General features: G+C 73.7%; 13 protein-coding genes. 2 read left to right on the forward strand and 11 right to left on the reverse strand.

Going from position 1 to position 15050, the window contains the following annotated elements:
* Window positions 1–62: 62 nt before the first annotated feature.
* The 11 genes from ABZZ04_RS05855 to ABZZ04_RS05905 form a co-directional block, all read right to left on the reverse strand.
* A complete protein-coding gene (locus ABZZ04_RS05855) occupies window positions 63–893 on the reverse strand; it encodes a spherulation-specific family 4 protein (protein WP_356930929.1) in 831 nt (276 codons plus the stop codon).
* A complete protein-coding gene (locus tag ABZZ04_RS05860) occupies window positions 881–1846 on the reverse strand; it encodes an NAD-dependent epimerase/dehydratase family protein (RefSeq protein ID WP_356930930.1) in 966 nt (321 codons plus the stop codon). Before ABZZ04_RS05860 ends, ABZZ04_RS05855 begins: the two co-directional genes overlap by 13 nt.
* Window positions 1847–2105: 259 nt before the next feature.
* Window positions 2106–3401 carry a hypothetical protein gene (locus ABZZ04_RS05865; RefSeq protein ID WP_356930931.1) on the reverse strand — a complete coding sequence of 432 codons (1296 nt, stop codon included), beginning with the start codon at window positions 3399–3401 and terminating at the stop codon, window positions 2106–2108.
* 94 nt (window positions 3402–3495) lie between these two features.
* Window positions 3496–5328 carry a glycosyltransferase gene (locus ABZZ04_RS05870; RefSeq protein ID WP_356930932.1) on the reverse strand — a complete coding sequence of 611 codons (1833 nt, stop codon included), beginning with the start codon at window positions 5326–5328 and terminating at the stop codon, window positions 3496–3498.
* 190 nt (window positions 5329–5518) lie between these two features.
* Window positions 5519–7231 carry an ABC transporter ATP-binding protein gene (locus ABZZ04_RS05875; RefSeq protein WP_356930933.1) on the reverse strand — a complete coding sequence of 571 codons (1713 nt, stop codon included), beginning with the start codon at window positions 7229–7231 and terminating at the stop codon, window positions 5519–5521.
* Window positions 7228–8217 (reverse strand): ABC transporter permease, encoded by a 990-nt coding sequence (locus tag ABZZ04_RS05880; RefSeq protein WP_356930934.1) that lies wholly within the window; start codon window positions 8215–8217, stop codon window positions 7228–7230. The genes ABZZ04_RS05875 and ABZZ04_RS05880 overlap by 4 nt, the downstream gene beginning before the upstream one ends.
* Entirely contained in the window at window positions 8214–9287 is a 1074-nt protein-coding gene (locus tag ABZZ04_RS05885; RefSeq protein ID WP_356930935.1) for an ABC transporter permease, read from the reverse strand. The genes ABZZ04_RS05880 and ABZZ04_RS05885 overlap by 4 nt, the downstream gene beginning before the upstream one ends.
* Before the next feature lie 2 nt (window positions 9288–9289).
* On the reverse strand, window positions 9290–11014 hold the full coding sequence (locus ABZZ04_RS05890) for an ABC transporter substrate-binding protein (RefSeq protein WP_356930936.1): 1725 nt from the start codon (window positions 11012–11014) through the stop codon (window positions 9290–9292).
* 218 nt (window positions 11015–11232) lie between these two features.
* Window positions 11233–11328: an Ms4533A family Cys-rich leader peptide gene (locus ABZZ04_RS05895; protein WP_356930937.1), complete on the reverse strand. Its 96-nt coding sequence runs from the start codon at window positions 11326–11328 to the stop codon at window positions 11233–11235.
* Window positions 11329–11497: 169 nt separating this feature from the next.
* The gene (locus ABZZ04_RS05900; RefSeq protein WP_356930938.1) at window positions 11498–12865 is read right to left on the reverse strand and encodes a DUF3152 domain-containing protein; all 1368 of its coding nucleotides are present in this window, start codon (window positions 12863–12865) and stop codon (window positions 11498–11500) included.
* Window positions 12850–13815, reverse strand: coding sequence for an alpha/beta hydrolase (locus ABZZ04_RS05905; RefSeq protein ID WP_356930939.1), 966 nt, complete (start codon window positions 13813–13815; stop codon window positions 12850–12852). The genes ABZZ04_RS05900 and ABZZ04_RS05905 overlap by 16 nt, the downstream gene beginning before the upstream one ends.
* 109 nt (window positions 13816–13924) lie before the next feature.
* On the opposite strand from ABZZ04_RS05905, the gene ABZZ04_RS05910 reads away from it, so the two are divergent.
* Both ABZZ04_RS05910 and ABZZ04_RS05915 read left to right on the forward strand, forming a co-directional pair.
* Complete coding sequence (locus ABZZ04_RS05910) at window positions 13925–14140, forward strand: hypothetical protein (protein ID WP_356930940.1); 216 nt, start codon at window positions 13925–13927, stop codon at window positions 14138–14140.
* Between the two features lie 168 nt (window positions 14141–14308).
* The gene (locus tag ABZZ04_RS05915; protein WP_356930941.1) at window positions 14309–14950 is read left to right on the forward strand and encodes a TetR/AcrR family transcriptional regulator; all 642 of its coding nucleotides are present in this window, start codon (window positions 14309–14311) and stop codon (window positions 14948–14950) included.
* Window positions 14951–15050: the final 100 nt, after the last annotated feature.

Genomic DNA, 15050 nt, shown 5'->3' on the forward strand with positions numbered 1-15050 from the left:
TCGGTTTCTACGTACTTCAACTGCGTACGGTTGTTCTTCCGGTAACACTGCCACGCCCCCTCTCATTCCGAGATACCCGGTCCGATACGCGAGACGATTTCGTCCCAGTACCTGGGCAGCGTCACGAATGGGTCGGTTTGTCCTTGCCGGCCGTCTCGATCCGTGAAGAAGATCGTGCCCGCCCCCTGCCAGCGGGCGATGCGCATGGCCTCTTCGAGGTGGGTGCGCGGGACGCCGTGGACGAAGTGCGCGAACTTCTCCGGCGGGTAGGCCGCGGTCCACTCCGCCACCTGCGACCAGCGGTAGTCGGTCCACGGCCCGCGGAAGGTCACCAGCTGGTCGGCGGCCTCCGCGTAGCCGGGGTACGGGTGGGTGCCGGGCGCGAGCACCAGCAGCCCGCTCCCCCGGCCGGCCGGCCGCTCCCCGTCGTCGAGGAGCGCGGCGAGCGTGCCGGTGAGACGGCGCACCGCCGGGAGGCCGGCGCGTTCGGCCGGGCAGCGGTCGAGGTAGAAGCCGTCGACGCGGTACCAGTCGAGGAAGGACCGCGCGTCGGCGATCAGCTCCGCGAAGGGGCGGTCGCCGAGGGCCAGGTCGAGGTGGCCGAGCAGCCTGCCGCCCGCCGCCCGGACCGCGTCGCGCGGGTCCTCGTCGTGCACGGCCCGCTCCCGCGCGTTGCGCAGCCGGCCCGCGGCCTCCAGGCAGTGCGGGTCCGGTCTGCTGCCGGGGCCGTTGTCGATGTCGAGCACGGCCCAGTGCAGCGGGGTGCCGGGGCGGGCCAGTTCGGCCCACTCCGCGGGGGCTAGCAGCGGGTGCGCGCAGCCGGGGACGCCGAAGCCGAACCGTTCGGCGCCACCGGTCCTCGGGACCGTGTCGGTGATGGTCAGATACGGCACGCCGCCTCCATCCAGATGTCGGCGAGGGACTCCTCCAGATTGATCCGGGGGCGCCAGCCGAGCCGGTCCCTGGCGGTGCGGACGTCGGCCTGCTGCCAGGCGCCGCAGCCGTCGGGGTAGGGGGACGGGGTCGCCGAGAGGTGCTCGATGACCGACTCGTTGGAGGTGCGCGGGGCGCCGATGGGCAGCCGGGGCGGGGGCCCGTCCAGCTCGTGGAGCGCGCCCGCGTATCCGGCGACCCGGGCGAGGACGGCGGCCGCGTCCCGCAGGCGCACGGCGCGCCCGGTACCGATGTTGACGACGCCCTGGGCGGCGGAGAGCGAGGCGGCGTGCACGGCGCGCGCGACATCGCGCACGTCGACGAAGTCGCGCTGCACGCCGAGGCCGCTGAGCTTCAGCTCGCCGTCCCCGGACTGCATGGCCCGGCGCATCGCCTCGGCGAGCCTGCCGAGCGGGGAACCGGCCGGGGTGCCCGGTCCGACCGGGGAGAAGACCCGCAGCACGACCGCGTCGAGGCCGGAGCCGAGGACGAGTTCGGTGGCGGCGAGCTTGCTGACGCCGTACGGGCCGCCGGGGCGCGGCAGCGCGTCCTCCGCGGTGGACGAGCCGGGCTGCGAGGGCCCGTACTCCGAGGAGCAGCCGACCTGGACGAGCCGGGCCGTGCAGCCGCTGCGCCGCATGGCCTCGCAGACGGTGGCGACGGCGACGGTGTTGTGGCGGGTCAGCTCGCGCGCCCCGCCGCGGGTGGCGCCCGCACAGTTGACGACGACGCCGGGGTGGACGGCGTCCAGGAAGCGGGTCAGCGCGCCGGGGCTGCCGCTGGCCAGGTCGAACCGTACGTCGGCGTCGTCGCCGCGGCCGAGCGCCGTGAGGTGCACGGCGGGGTCGGCGAGCAGGCGGTCGGCCACGAACCGGCCGAGGAACCCGTTGGCTCCGAGCAGCAGCACCCTCATCGCGCGCCCCCTCGGCGCCGACGGCGACCTGCCGGGGAAGGGGATTGGGGGGTCATGTCCGTTGTCTCCTCGTTGAAATGGGATGGGTGACGCGGCAGCGACCCGCGACGTCGGCTCCGCGGGGCGTGCGCATGGTTCGTGGGGGGTGGTGGAACGGTGGTTCGGCTTCGGGGTGGTGCGGGGGCGTCCGCGCGAGCCGCTCGGGCCGGGGCGGGGCGGTCGGGCGCGGGGTGGTGAGTGGTGGGCGGTACGGCGGTGGTCACCCGGTGGTGCCGCTTTCGTCGGCTCGGGCGGTGGTGTGGGCGGACGCCCGGGAGAGGACGACGGTGGCGGTGATGAGCAGCCCGAGGGCGGAGGCGCCGCAGGCGACGGCGGGTACCGCTCCGGTGCCGCCCGCCACGACGAGGAGATCGACGGGGCGGGCCAGGAAGTGCAGACCGGGCAGTCGCCCGGCCAGGATCAGGGCGGGTGCCAGGGCCTCGACGGCGCAGGCGGTGGCGAGCGCGGCGGTGGCCGGGCCGGGGTACCCGTGTCCGGTCAGCAGCCGGGACAGCAGGAGCAGCACGCCGAGCGCGGCCGCCCCGGCGAACGCCCCGCCGCTCCCGTACCCGAGGCGGGCGAGGTGCAGCAGACCGATGAGAGCGCACAGATGGAGCGCGACGGCGCCGAGCAGCAGGGGGCGCACACCGGCGGCGAATTCCTCCAGGGCACGGCTGCCGTGGAGTTTGCGGCGCGCGTGCACGGAGAAGAGGTGGGCGGACCAGGCCGCCGGGGCGAGCGAGAGGGCCAGCCCCAGCAGCGGTGCGGGGGTGATCTCCCAGGGGCCCTCGGGTCCGCCGCTGAGCACCTGGTCGAGCAGGGGCCCGCCGTACAGGACGTAGCCGAGGAGCCAGCAGCCGTACAGCCGGGCGGTGACCGGGGAGCGGCCCCCGGCGTGCAGGGGGCCGTCGCGCAGGGCCAGGGCGAGTCCGGTGAGCGTGAGGAGCGCGCCGGCGAGGGCGACCGCGAGCCGGGCGCCTCCCCCTAGTGTCCCCTCGGTGAGGTCGAGCACGCCGACGGTCGCGGCGCAGACGGCGCCCGGCAGCAGGGCGCGGAGCGACCAGGCGGTGCGCGTCCGGGCGTCGCGCTCCGGTGCGCCGGGGCCGGTCGCGGGCTCCGTGACCGCTCCGGGCATCCGTGCGAACAGTTCCTCGGCGAGCGAGAAGACGTCGCGGTGCCGGTAGCGGGCGGCCACCCGGTCGGTGACACCGTGGGCCTCCAGCCCGGCGGCGATCTCCAGCGGGTCGACGGCCCGTTCGCACAGCTGCCGGTGCCGGTGCATCAGCGACTTCACGGGGTCGGCGGTGCCGCGCCGCGCGGTACCGGGCCGCCGCGCCGCGACGGCCCCGGCGATCTCGGGAGCACGACGGGCCCCGGCTCCGGTCGCGGGGGCTCCTGCTCCGGCCGCGGTTCCGGCTCCGGTGCCGAGGGCTTCGGCGGTCGGGGGCAGGGCGTCCGCGCCTTCCCCGGTGGCCGGTGTGACGGGTGCGTCGGGCACCTCGGTCGGGCGGCCCATGGTGACTCCTTCGTGATCGTCGCCGACCGTGCCGGAACGTCCCGGCGCGCCGCGGCCCGGCCCGGCCGCCTCCGGCCCCTGCCGCCGCTCCTGCTCACGCATCCGTGCCACCCGCTCCCCGTGCTCCCGCGCAGACGGTCCGGGGCCCGGCGGCCCAGCTCGGCGTGCGGTCGGCCGGAACGGCGCACGGGTCCGTCCACGGGCCCATGACGTGCGCCTCGGGCGGGGTGGCGAACGGACGCGGTCCGCCGTCGGGCTCCGTCGTCCGGGCACCGGTCCTCCGGCGCACCGGGGCGTGCGCCATCAGCTCCAGGTAAATGCCGCGAAATGCCGCGAGGTTCTGTTCGACGGTGAAGAGTTCGAGCGCGCGGGCGCGCGCCGCCGCTCCGAGCCGTGCACGCCGCTCGGGGTCCCGCAGCAGCGCGAGACAGGCGTCGGCCAGTGCCCCGGGGTTGTCCGGGGGCACCACGAGTCCGGTGCCGCCGATGACCTCGACGACCGCGCCGACATCCGTGGAGACCGTGGCCCGGCCGCAGAACATCGCCTCGACGAGGCCGGTGGGGAAGCCCTCGGCCACGCCGGGGAGGACGACGACACCGGCCGCCCCGTACGTCTTCGCGGGGTCGGCCGCCCCGGCCTCGCCGGGGTCCTCGAAGGAGACCGGGCCGCCGTCGGCGGTGCCCGCGCCCGTCGCCCCGGCGGGGAGCGGCCGGGCGGGGAACAGCCGGTCGGCGAGCGCCCGGCAGTGCGCGAGGTAGGCGGCACCCTCCGGGCCCCCCGCCGGGGTGCCGATGATCCGCAGCCGGGCGGCCGGTGCGGACCTCCGGACCTCCGCGAAGGCGCGCAGCAGCGCCACCAGGTCCTTGGCCGGCTCGATCCGGCCGACCCAGACCAGGGTGTCGTCCGGGCCTCCGTCGCCGTTCTCGCCCAGCTCCGTGAAGCGGTCGGACTCCATGCCGGGGTGGACGGTGCGCAGCTTCTCGCGCCCGGCCCCGCACCGCTCCTGCCAGCGGCGGGCGTGGGTGTCGCCGGGGGTGACGATCGCGGCCTGCCGGTACACCTCGGCGGCGAGCAGCCGGTGGAAGCCGGCGAGCAGGGCGCGCACCGGCGCACTCGATCCGGTTCCGGCCGCGGCGAGGTGGTGCGCCCGCAGCCGCGCGCCGTACTCGGTGACCAGCAGGGGCACCCCGAAGAAGCGTTTGACCAGAAGCCCCGGCAGGGCCGCGGCGCCGCCGGACGTCGCGTGGCAGAGGTCGACCGCGCCGAGGCCCTCCTCGTCGTACCAGTCGAGCGAGAGCGGGTGCAGCGCCCGGTCGAGCTCCCGGGCGAAGACGAGCAGGTCGGGTACGGCGGCGGCCTGGACGGTGCGGCCGGCCCCGGGTGCGTGGCAGGCCGCTTCCAGGACGCGCACGGCGGTCTCGGAACGGAGCGCCGGAGCCAGTCCGCCGTGCTCGCGGGCCAGTTCGGCGAGCCCGTAGAGGCCCTGTGCGAACCGCTCGCCCACGGCGTCACCGGCCGCGCGCCCCGCGCCCGCCCCGCCGGCACCGCCCGCGCCGTCGGCGGCCCCGCTCGCGGCCCGCGCCCCGTCGGCCGCGCAGACCGAGGACGCGAGAGCCGTCAGATGCGCCGTGAAGCGCCGCCGCTCGCGCCGTCCGTACGGGCGCGCGCCCCCGTCCGGCCGCCTCCGGCCGAGCGGTCCGCGGGTGCCCCGGGCGTCCTCGTCGGCGGCCCACATCGGCGCCGTCCGCACCCGGCTGACCTGCATCGGGAGCGAAACCCAGCCCTGTGCCCCCTGCTCGGCGGAACGGCTGAGCGCGAAGAGATCGAACTCGTGCTGCGCGATTCCGCGCACCAGACGGTCGCACCAGAGCCCGGACTCACCGTTCGGGTACGGGTGACCACCCTCGGTGAGGAGTCCGATCCGCACGGGTCCACCTCCGATCTCCCCTGGGGACGGTCGCCGTTGACACGACGACTCATAGCGGGAAGACCGTAAGCGGATACGCCGGTGGCGCGACGGACGGTTGTCCGTCGCGCCACCGGAAGGGGTGAACCGGCGTAACTTTCCCGCCCCGACGGCGTTTTGCTGCGCCGTGGGAACGGTTCGTCACTCGGGGTCAGGCGGCGGCCAGCTCCTTGCGGGCCGCGCGGCGCACCGCCGCGAGCGCCGGGTCGAGCGCGGGGACGGCCGCCAGGAGCTGCCTGGTGTACGGGTCCCGGGGGTTCCCGTACACCTCGTCCACCTCGCCCTCCTCGACGATCCGGCCCCGCCGCATGACCGCGACCCGGTCGCTGACCTGCCGCACCACGGCCAGGTCGTGGGCGATGAAGACCAGGGCGAGCCCCAGCTCCCGCTGCAGCCGCGCCAGCAGGGCGGTCACCTGGGCCTGGGTCGTCACGTCGAGCGCGGAGACCGCCTCGTCGCAGACGATCAGCTCCGGCTCGGCGGCCAATGCCCGTGCGATGCCGACGCGTTGGCGCTGCCCGCCGCTGAACTCGTGCGGGTAGCGGTGGTGGCTCTCCGGGTCGAGGCCGACCCGGGTCAGCAGGTCCCGCACCCGGGCCCCGATCACGGACTCGTCGCGTTCCCCGGCGGCCCGCAGCGGGTCGGCGACCGACTCGCCGATCGAACGGCGCGGGTTGAGGGAGGAGACCGGGTCCTGGAAGACCATCTGCACCCGGGCCCGGCGGGTGAGCCGGCCCGAGGTGGGCTCCCGCAGCCCGACGAGCATCCGCCCGAGAGTGGTCTTGCCGCTGCCGCTCTCGCCGACGACGCCGAGGGTCTCGCCGCGGCGGACGGTGAGGGAGACGCCGTCGACGGCCGCGAAGGCGGACTTCCCCCTGCCGAACACCTGTCGTACGTCGACGGCTTCGACGAGCACGTCGGCCGCCTCGGCCGGCTCCCCCGGGCCGCCCGTGGCACCCGAACCACCCGTGGTGCCCGGAGCCACCCCGGTACCCGAAGACCCTTCGGCACCCGGAGCCACCGCGGTACCCGGAACCCCTGCGGCCCCGGAGCCGTCCGGAGCCACCGCGCTCCCCGGGGCGACCCGCGGCTCCGTCACCCGCGGCACCGCCGCCAGCAGCGCCCGCGTGTACGGTTCGCGCGGCGCCACGAGCACCTCGCCCACCGGCCCCCGTTCCACCTCCCGCCCCGACTGCATCACCAGCACCTCGTCGACCGACTCCGCCGCCACGCCCACGTCGTGCGTGACCAGCAGCAGCCCCATGCCCGTCTCCCGCCGCAGACCGTGCAGCAGGTCCAGGATCTGGGCCTGGACGGTGACGTCCAGGGCGGTCGTCGGCTCGTCGGCGATCAGCAGCTGGGGCTCGCAGGCCAGGGCCATCGCGATCAGCGCCCGCTGCCGCATCCCGCCGGAGAACTCGTGCGGCCTCGACCGGGAGCGCCGCGCCGCGTCGGGGATCCCGACCCGGTCCAGCACCTCCACGGCCCGCGCCCGCGCCGCCCGGCGGGAGGCCCGGTTGTGCACCCGGTACACCTCGGCGATCTGGTCGCCCACCGCGTAGTACGGGTCGAGCGAGGACAGCGGGTCCTGGAAGACCATCGCAGCCTTCGCGCCCCGCAGCGCCCGCAGTTCCGCGTCGTCCGCCGCGTTCACGTCCACGCCCGCGACCCGGACCGAGCCGCCGACCTCGGCACCGGTCCCCCGGTGCAGGCCGAGCAGGGCGTACGCCGAGGCGCTCTTGCCGGAGCCGGACTCGCCGACGACGCCGAGCGCGCCGCCGGCCTCCAGCGAGAACGACAGGTCCTCCACCGCTCGCACGTCACCGAACGAGATCGAGAGACCGGAGACTTCGACCAGGCTCATGCCAGCACCACCCGTCGGTCGGCCATCGCCTGCAGGATGTCGGCGACGGTATTGGCGAGGACCACGAAGAACCCGGTGACGAGCACCAGGCCGACGACCACCGGAAGGTCCACGTGCTTCACGGCGTCGACGAGCTCCCGGCCGACGCCCGGAATCCCGAACAGCGACTCGGTGAGGACGGCCCCGCCGAACATCGAGCCGACGTCCAGCGCGCCGAGCGCGATCACCGGTGCCAGCGCGCCGCGCAGGGCGTGCCGTCCGACGATCGCCCGCTCGCCGACCCCGTACGCCCGGAAGGTGCGCACATGGTCCTCGGCCAGGGTCTCCAGCATCGAGGCCCGGGTCATCCGGGCGTACGGGGCGGCGGACACCAGGGCCAGCGAGATCCAGGGCAGCAGCAGGTTCCAGGCCCACTGCTCCGGGTCCTCGGTGAACGGCACGTAGTCGGGGAACGGCAGGATCCGGAGCGCCGTGACCGTGATGATGATCAGCAGCAGCCCGATGACGAAGACCGGAGTGGCCATGCCGGCCAGGGTGATCCAGGTGAGGATGCGCTCGGTCGGACGGCCGCGCCGCCACACCGAGAGCAGTCCGGTCCCGACGCCGAGCAGCATCCACAGCACGAACGCGCCGACGGCGAGCGAGGCGGTGGCCGGGAGCTTGGCCAGGATCAGCTCGGTGACCTGCTGGTCGCTCTGGTACGAGAGCCCCAGGCAGGGGGCCTGGCAGTGCAGCACGCCGGTCCCGGTCGAGTAGTCGCGGCCGGTGAAGAGCCCCTGGAGGAAGTGCGCGTACTGCACGTACAGCGGGTCGCCCAGGTTCAGTTGTTCGCTGACCTGCGCCACCTGTGCGGGCGAGCAGCGCGGACCGCAGGCGATCTGCGCGACGTTGCCGGGCGCGACGTAGAAGGCCGCGTAGACGACGACGCTGAGGGCGAGCAGTACGAAGAGCGCGCCGCCCAGGCGTCTGAGCAGGAACCACTTCATGCCGCGGCCTCCTTCTCGCGTCCGGTGCCGTTGCCGGTCCCGGCGCCTGTGCCTGTGCCGTTGCCCGTACCCGTGCCGGTCCCCTTCCGGCCCGCGCCGCTCCGCTTCCGGCCGGTGCCGATCCGCAGCCGGGACTCGGCGCGCGGATCGAGCGCGGTGCGCACGCCCTCGCCGAGGACGGTCAGCGCCAGCACGGTGACGAAGAGCAGCAGGGCAGGGATCAGCAGATAGGTGGGAGCCGCCTGGTACCAGGTGTCGGCGTCGCTGAGCATCTGCCCCCAGGACGGGGTGGGCGGCTTGATGCCGACGCCGAGGAAGGACAGGGCCGCCTCGACGACGATGTTGCCCGGGAAGAGCAGCACGGCGTAGGTGATGACGGGGGCGGCCAGGGCGGGCAGCAGTTCGCGCCGGGCGATCTGCCAGGAGCCCCAGCCGCTGAGCCGGGCGGCGGCCACGTGGTCGAGCGATTTCAGCGCGAGCGTCTGGGCGCGCACGATCTTGGAGATGCCGGACCAGCCGACCAGTCCGATGATGACCGCGATCAGGACCGGGCGGGGGAAGCCCGCCGGTACGACGGCCAGCGCGCCGAGCGCGATCACCATGACGGGCAGCGCGACCACGACATCGGTGACCCTGCTCAGCGCCTGGTCGACGAAGCGGTTGCCGAGCCCGGCCGCGAGACCGACGGCGACCCCGATGCCCACCTGGAGCAGGGTGGCGGCCAGTGCGACGCCGAGCGAGACCCGGGCGCCGTACACGACGCGGGCGAACAGGTCGCGGCCGGTGAGCGGTTCGACGCCGAGCCAGTGCTCGGCGCTCATGCCGCCGAAGGAGCCGATCGGCACCCCGCCGGTGGCGGAGTCGACGAGGTCGGGGTGGTACGTGGTGGGGTCCTGGCCCTCGATGCCCGTGAGCAGCGGAGCGGCGAGCGCGGCCAGGACCAGCAGGGCGACGACCGCGGCGGCCACCAGGGCCGAGGGCCGGGCGCGCAGCCGCCGCCAAAACGAATGGGCCCCGGAGGCGGGGGCCGCGACGGCCCCCGCCTCCCCGGCCGGAATTGCGTCGGCCATGGTTACTTGACCGCGACCTGCGAGACGTCGAGCACGCCGGTCCAGTCGCTGATCACGACGTTCTTGACGGCCTCGCCGTACAGCCGCTTGTAGACCGGGTGGAACAGCGGCACGGTCAGGGCCTGCTCGCCGACCTTCTTGTCGAGCGCGCCCCAGCGCTTCGCGGCGGCGTCCAGGTCGGTCAGCTTGTTGATCTCGTCGATCTCCTTGTTGACCGAGGGGTCGTTCAGCTGGCCGGAGTTGAAGTTGTAGCCGGACTCGACGATCTGGCGCCCGTCGAAGATCGGCGCGAAGAACGGGCCGCCGGACGGCCAGTCGGCGCCCCAGCCGCCGAGGAAGAAGCCGGGCTCGCTCTTCACGTTGTAGACCGTGTCGGAGTAGTCGTTGCTCTCCAGGCCCTGGAGCTCGACGGTGATGCCGGCCTTCTTCAGCGCCTCCTGGATCGCGGTGGCGATCTCCGGGCTCGTCGCGAAGTCCTTGTCGTTGGAGTGCGTGAGGGTGACGGTCAGCCCGTCGGGGTGGCCGGCCTCCTTCAGCAGTTCCCTGGCCTTGGCCGGGTCGCCCGACTTGCCCGCCGGGAAGTGGTCGTACGGCGTGTACCCGAAGGCCGCCTGGTTCGGCAGGAAGGTGGTGGCGGGCTCGGCGAGCGAGGAGCCGCCGGCCGCGTTGACCACGGAGGAGCGGTCGATGGCGTACGAGATCGCCTGACGCACCTTCGGGTCGTCGAACGGCTTCACCTTCGGGTTGAAGGCGATGTAGTTGGTGTAGCCGAAGTGGCCGGTGCCGACCCGGGCGGCGAGCTTCTTGTCGCCGGTGACCTTGGCGAGTTCGGCCGGGCCCAGGTTGGTGTCGGTGGTGACGGCGGCGGCGTCGGCGCCCTGGGACGCGGACAGGCGCTGGTTGATGACGGCGGAGTCGAGGCCGGAGCGCACCTCGATCCGGTCGGGGTACGCCTTGCGCTCCTGGTCGGTCGCCTCCGACCAGTGCGGGTTGCGCTCCAGGGTCAGGCGCTCGCCGTCGCCCTCGTTCTTCACGACCTTGTACGGGCCCGAGGAGATCGGGTGCTCCTCGTACTTGGTGCCCTTGTCCTCGGCCTTGGGCACCGGGGTCGTCTGGGTCTGCGTGGCCAGGAAGGGGAACTCGCCCTCCGGCTTGTTGAGGTGGAAGACGATGGTCTTCGCGTCGGGCGTCTCGATCGAGTCGAGGCCCTTCTTGTCCTTGTACGGGCCCTGGTAGTCGGCGCCGCCGATCAGCCAGTCGCGCAGGTAGGGCGCGCCGCCGGAGAGTTCGGCGGCGAAGGAGCGCTCGATGCCGTACTTGATGTCGGCACTGGTGATCGCGGTGCCGTCCTCGTACTTCAGGCCGTCCTTGAGGGTGTACGTCCACACGGTGGCGTTCTTGCTGGGGGTGCCCAGGTCGGTCGCGAGGTCGGGGACGACCTTCGCTCCGGCGGCCCCGTCCTCGCGGTTGCGGGTGGTGAGCGTGCGGAAGACGAGGGAGGGGATGTTGCCGCCGCCGGAGGTGTAGAGCCGTGCGGGGTCGAAGTCGCTCTGCGGCTTGCTGTTCAGGACGGTGAGGGTGCCGCCCTTCTGGGGCTTGCCCGCCGCGCCGGAGTTCCCGTCGCCGCCTTTGCTGTCCTCTGGCCCGCAGGCCGCGGCACCCGCTGCCACGACGATGACTGCGGTGGCCGCTGCCACGCGGCGCGATATGACGGACGGTTGACGCATCGGAAGGTGACCTCTCGGATTACTGCCTGGAGAAACGGACTGAAGAATTCCGCAGGCAGGGACGAGAACGGCCGGGCATGGTCGTCATGCGAAGGAATCGACCGGGGAACCGGGAACCGCCGCGCCTGCGGGCAAGGTGCGCCCTGCGCGGCGGTCATGTGTGACCGTCCCGGCCCGTCGGGGCTCGGACGGCGGGCGGACGCGCGCTCGGGCAGGCGTCAGCAACAGTGGATGTCGGCGACACTGTGCCCGGTCACGCCGATGAGCGCCAGCTCTATGGCCGGGCTGCCGGGGGTGACGGGGCTGTGTGACATGCCGAGAAATATGGATCACCACTCGAACCGATGTCAACGCGATTCAAGACGCCCGTCCCAGCATTCGGACGGCGGGTGGGCGTGGAAGCGCGGTCCGCGCGGGCCGCTCCGGGGCCCGCCCACCCGCCGGGGACGACCCGCCGTGTCCGCGGACCCGCCCCCTTCCGGATCAACTTCCGGGATGGACCCAGGCGTTGGGACGGCACTTGATCCCGTCGAGGTCCAGGGTCTTGGTCTGCTGCTGCATCACCGGGGCGAGCGCTCCGGGCGTGCGGCAACTCACATGGTTGTGCCCCAGCCGGTGGCCGACCTCATGGTTGATCAGCATCTGGCGGTAGGCGAAGAGTTTGTCCGGGCCGAAGGTCGACGAGCCCTGGGCCCAGCGGTAGGCGTTGATCATGACGCGCTCGGTCGCGGCGGAGTCGCACGAGACATTGTCCTGCGTGGTGTCCAGGCCGGACTTGGCGCACCAGACGCCGGTGGTACCGGGGCTGGCCAGGGTGATCACGAAATCGGCCTTCCCGGAGGAGACCCGCTCGAAGGTCATCTCCCCGTCGTGCGCCCAGCTGCGGTCGTCGTTGAGGGTCTCCTGGACGGCCCTGGCGAAGAGCCCGGTGTCCAGGCCGAGGCCCTTCTCGACGTCGATCCGGTAGCGGTACTTGTGCCCGCGCCCCGGCGCCTTCGCCGCGCCCGGCACCGTCTCGAACTTTCCGGACGCCTTGAGCGCGGGGTCGAGCGGATAGGCGCGGGCCATCTTCTGCTCGTACGAGAGCGGCTTGACCTGTGCCGGCGTCGGGGTGGACCGGTCGTCCGAGCGGGAGGCGCCGTCGGTGCCGTCCCGTTCGACGCCCGGGGCCTGCGCGGCCGCGTTCCCGCCGTCGTGGTCCTGGGCGACCTGGCCGGCCACGACCACGGCCAGCACCGTGGTCACCGCGGCGGCCGCGATGCCGGTGAAGGTACGGCCCCTGATGCCCTTGCCGTCCTTGTCGTCCCGGGCGGCCTCCGGGGCGTCGGCGTCGGCGTGGGTATTGGCGTCGGCGTCGTCACCGGTCGGCCGTTCGTCCCACGCGCCGACCGAGGCGTACGGATCGGCCGGGCGGGCCGACGGAACGGCCGGTCCGCGCGGCGCGGGCGGGGCGGGCGGGGTGTCGAAGGCTTCGACGAACTCGCGCCGCGGGCCCGGTATCAACGGCCGGGCACCGGCCGGGGGCTGCTGCGGGGGCGCCGTCCGCGGCGGCGGCGCGGGGTGGTGGCCCGGCGCGCGGTGGAGCGGCTGCGGCCCGGTCCCCCAGCCGCCGCCGGGCTCCCGTTGTTCGGGGTGGCCGCCGCGTACGTGGCCGGTCTGCTGGAACGGGGCGTGCCCGTCCGCACCGGCCGGGGCGTCCGCCGCCCTCCGGCGCCGTCCGGTACCGGGACCCGACCCGACGCCCTCGCGTTCGCCGCCCGTGTTCACGGCGGCGGCCCCGGTGCCGGACCCCGAGGGTTTGGGGCCCTTTCGGCTGTGTCGTCCCACGCCCCGGATCAGCTCCCGCCGCATTCGTCGAGCAACTCCCGGAAGGCCTGGGCGACCGCCTCCGGGTACTCCATCATCGCCACGTGCCCCGCGTCGGGCAGGGTCAGCAGCCGGGCGTCGCGGAAGGCCGCGGCCGCCTTGTGCGCCATCCGGTAGGAGACGAGCTGGTCCCGTCCGCCGTAGACGAGCTGGGTCGGTGCGAGCACCCGCTCGGCCTGGCGCCACAGTCCCTGCTGGCCGCCGAGCGTGTACGCATCGACAATGCCACGTGCCGAGCGCGCCATCGCGTCCCAGAAGTAAGGCAGCTCCATCCGGCGCTCCATTTCGGCCACCGCCTCGCGGAAGCCGGCCTCGGAGACCCGTGCCGGGTCGCCGTAGCAGAGCGCCATGACGCCGCGGGTGCGTTCCTCCGCGGTCCACTCCCTGGTCATCCGGGCGAACAGGGCGGCCACGCCCGGCAGTGCGAGCAGGCCCGTCGGCACGGCGGTCCGCTGCACCCGGATCTCGGGCAGCGCGGGCGAGACGAGGGTGAGGGTGCGCACCAGGTCGGGCCGGACCGCGGCGACCCGGGTGGCCACGGCACCGCCGAGCGAATTGCCGAACAGGTGCACCGGCCCCCGCTCCTCGGCGTCGAGGAAGCGGATCACGGCGCGGGCGTGCCCGGTGACCGAGTAGTTCCCGTCGTCCGGGGGCGGCGAGCAGCCGAAGCCGGGCAGGTCGACGGCCTCCCCGTCGACCACGTCCTGGAGCAGCGGCATCAGGGCCGACCAGTTCTGCGAGGAACCGCCGAGCCCGTGCACGAAGAGCGCGGGCGGCAGACCGTCACGCTCCGGCGACCGGGACCGCACGGCAAGCGTCAGCCCCGGCAGCGCGACGGAGCGCAACTCCTCCCCCTCCGCGACCTTCACGGCGCTCGCCGCGGGCGGCGCCGCGGCGACGACGGCACGGACTCCCGGCAGCTCGGTCGAAGACATGCGGCAATGTTACGAGACGATCACACCGCGGTTCATGTGTTCGCCGTCACAGACCGCATAGCGCCCCGGGGGCCCAGCTTCTACGCTCGAAGCGAGGAAGGGAGTCCCCATGACGGTCGACCCCAGTGACCCGGAGACCTTCGAGGACATCCAGCCGGACGAACCGGACCAGGAGACGCCCCGGGCGGACGCCGCCGAGCAGCGCACCGATCTCCAGCAGCGACGCGACGAACCGCTCACGGACATCGACCGGACCAGCGCCGACGAGGCGGATGCCGTCGAACAGGCCCGTGTCGTCACACAGGATGAGGACGATTACCGCTGATACGACCGGCTTTGTCTCATGGATCGTCGAATCTGCGGCTACCGCAGCCGTCCGGTCCGTGAAATTCTGCGTCCGCGCCGCGCACACCCGGGTTACCCAAAAGTACGATGGCTGCACGGCGCAGCGTGCACGGAAAGGCTGTGTTCGATCACAAATTTGGGAGGCGGCGTGACAGCCATCGAGCAGACCGAGGCGGCGCGCCCGAGGGGTACTCGACTGCCCCGCCGCGCCCGACGCAATCAACTGCTGGGCGCCGCGCAGGAAGTTTTCGTGGCCCAGGGCTACCACTCCGCCGCGATGGACGACATCGCCGAGCGGGCCGGAGTCAGCAAGCCGGTGCTCTACCAGCACTTCCCGGGCAAGCTGGAGCTCTATCTGGCCCTGCTCGACCAGCACTGCGAGTCGCTCCTCCAGGCGGTCCGCACGGCACTGGCGTCGACGACCGACAACAAGCTGCGCGTCGCCGCGACGATGGACGCGTACTTCGCCTACGTCGAGGACGAGGGCGGCGCGTTCCGGCTGGTCTTCGAGTCCGACCTGACCAACGAGCCCGCGGTGCGCGAGCGCGTGGACCGGGTGTCGCTGCAGTGCGCGGAGGCGATCTCCGACGTCATCGCCGGTGACACGGGACTGTCCAAGGACGAGTCCATGCTCCTCGCGGTCGGCCTGGGCGGGGTGTCCCAGGTGGTCGCCCGCTACTGGCTCTCCAGTCAGTCCACCATTCCGCGCGACACCGCGGTCCAGCTGCTCACCTCGCTGGCCTGGCGGGGCATCGCGGGCTTCCCGCTGCACGGCATCGACCAGCACTGAGATTCCGCCGCCCGGCGGGCCCCGGGTCCGGTACACGGGCGGCGACCGCCGCCCGTGTTCGCTGCGGGCGTTGCCCGCCGACCACTGGGGGCTCCCCTCA

Source organism: Streptomyces sp. NPDC006435, from assembly GCF_040612315.1.
GTDB lineage: Bacteria > Actinomycetota > Actinomycetes > Streptomycetales > Streptomycetaceae > Streptomyces.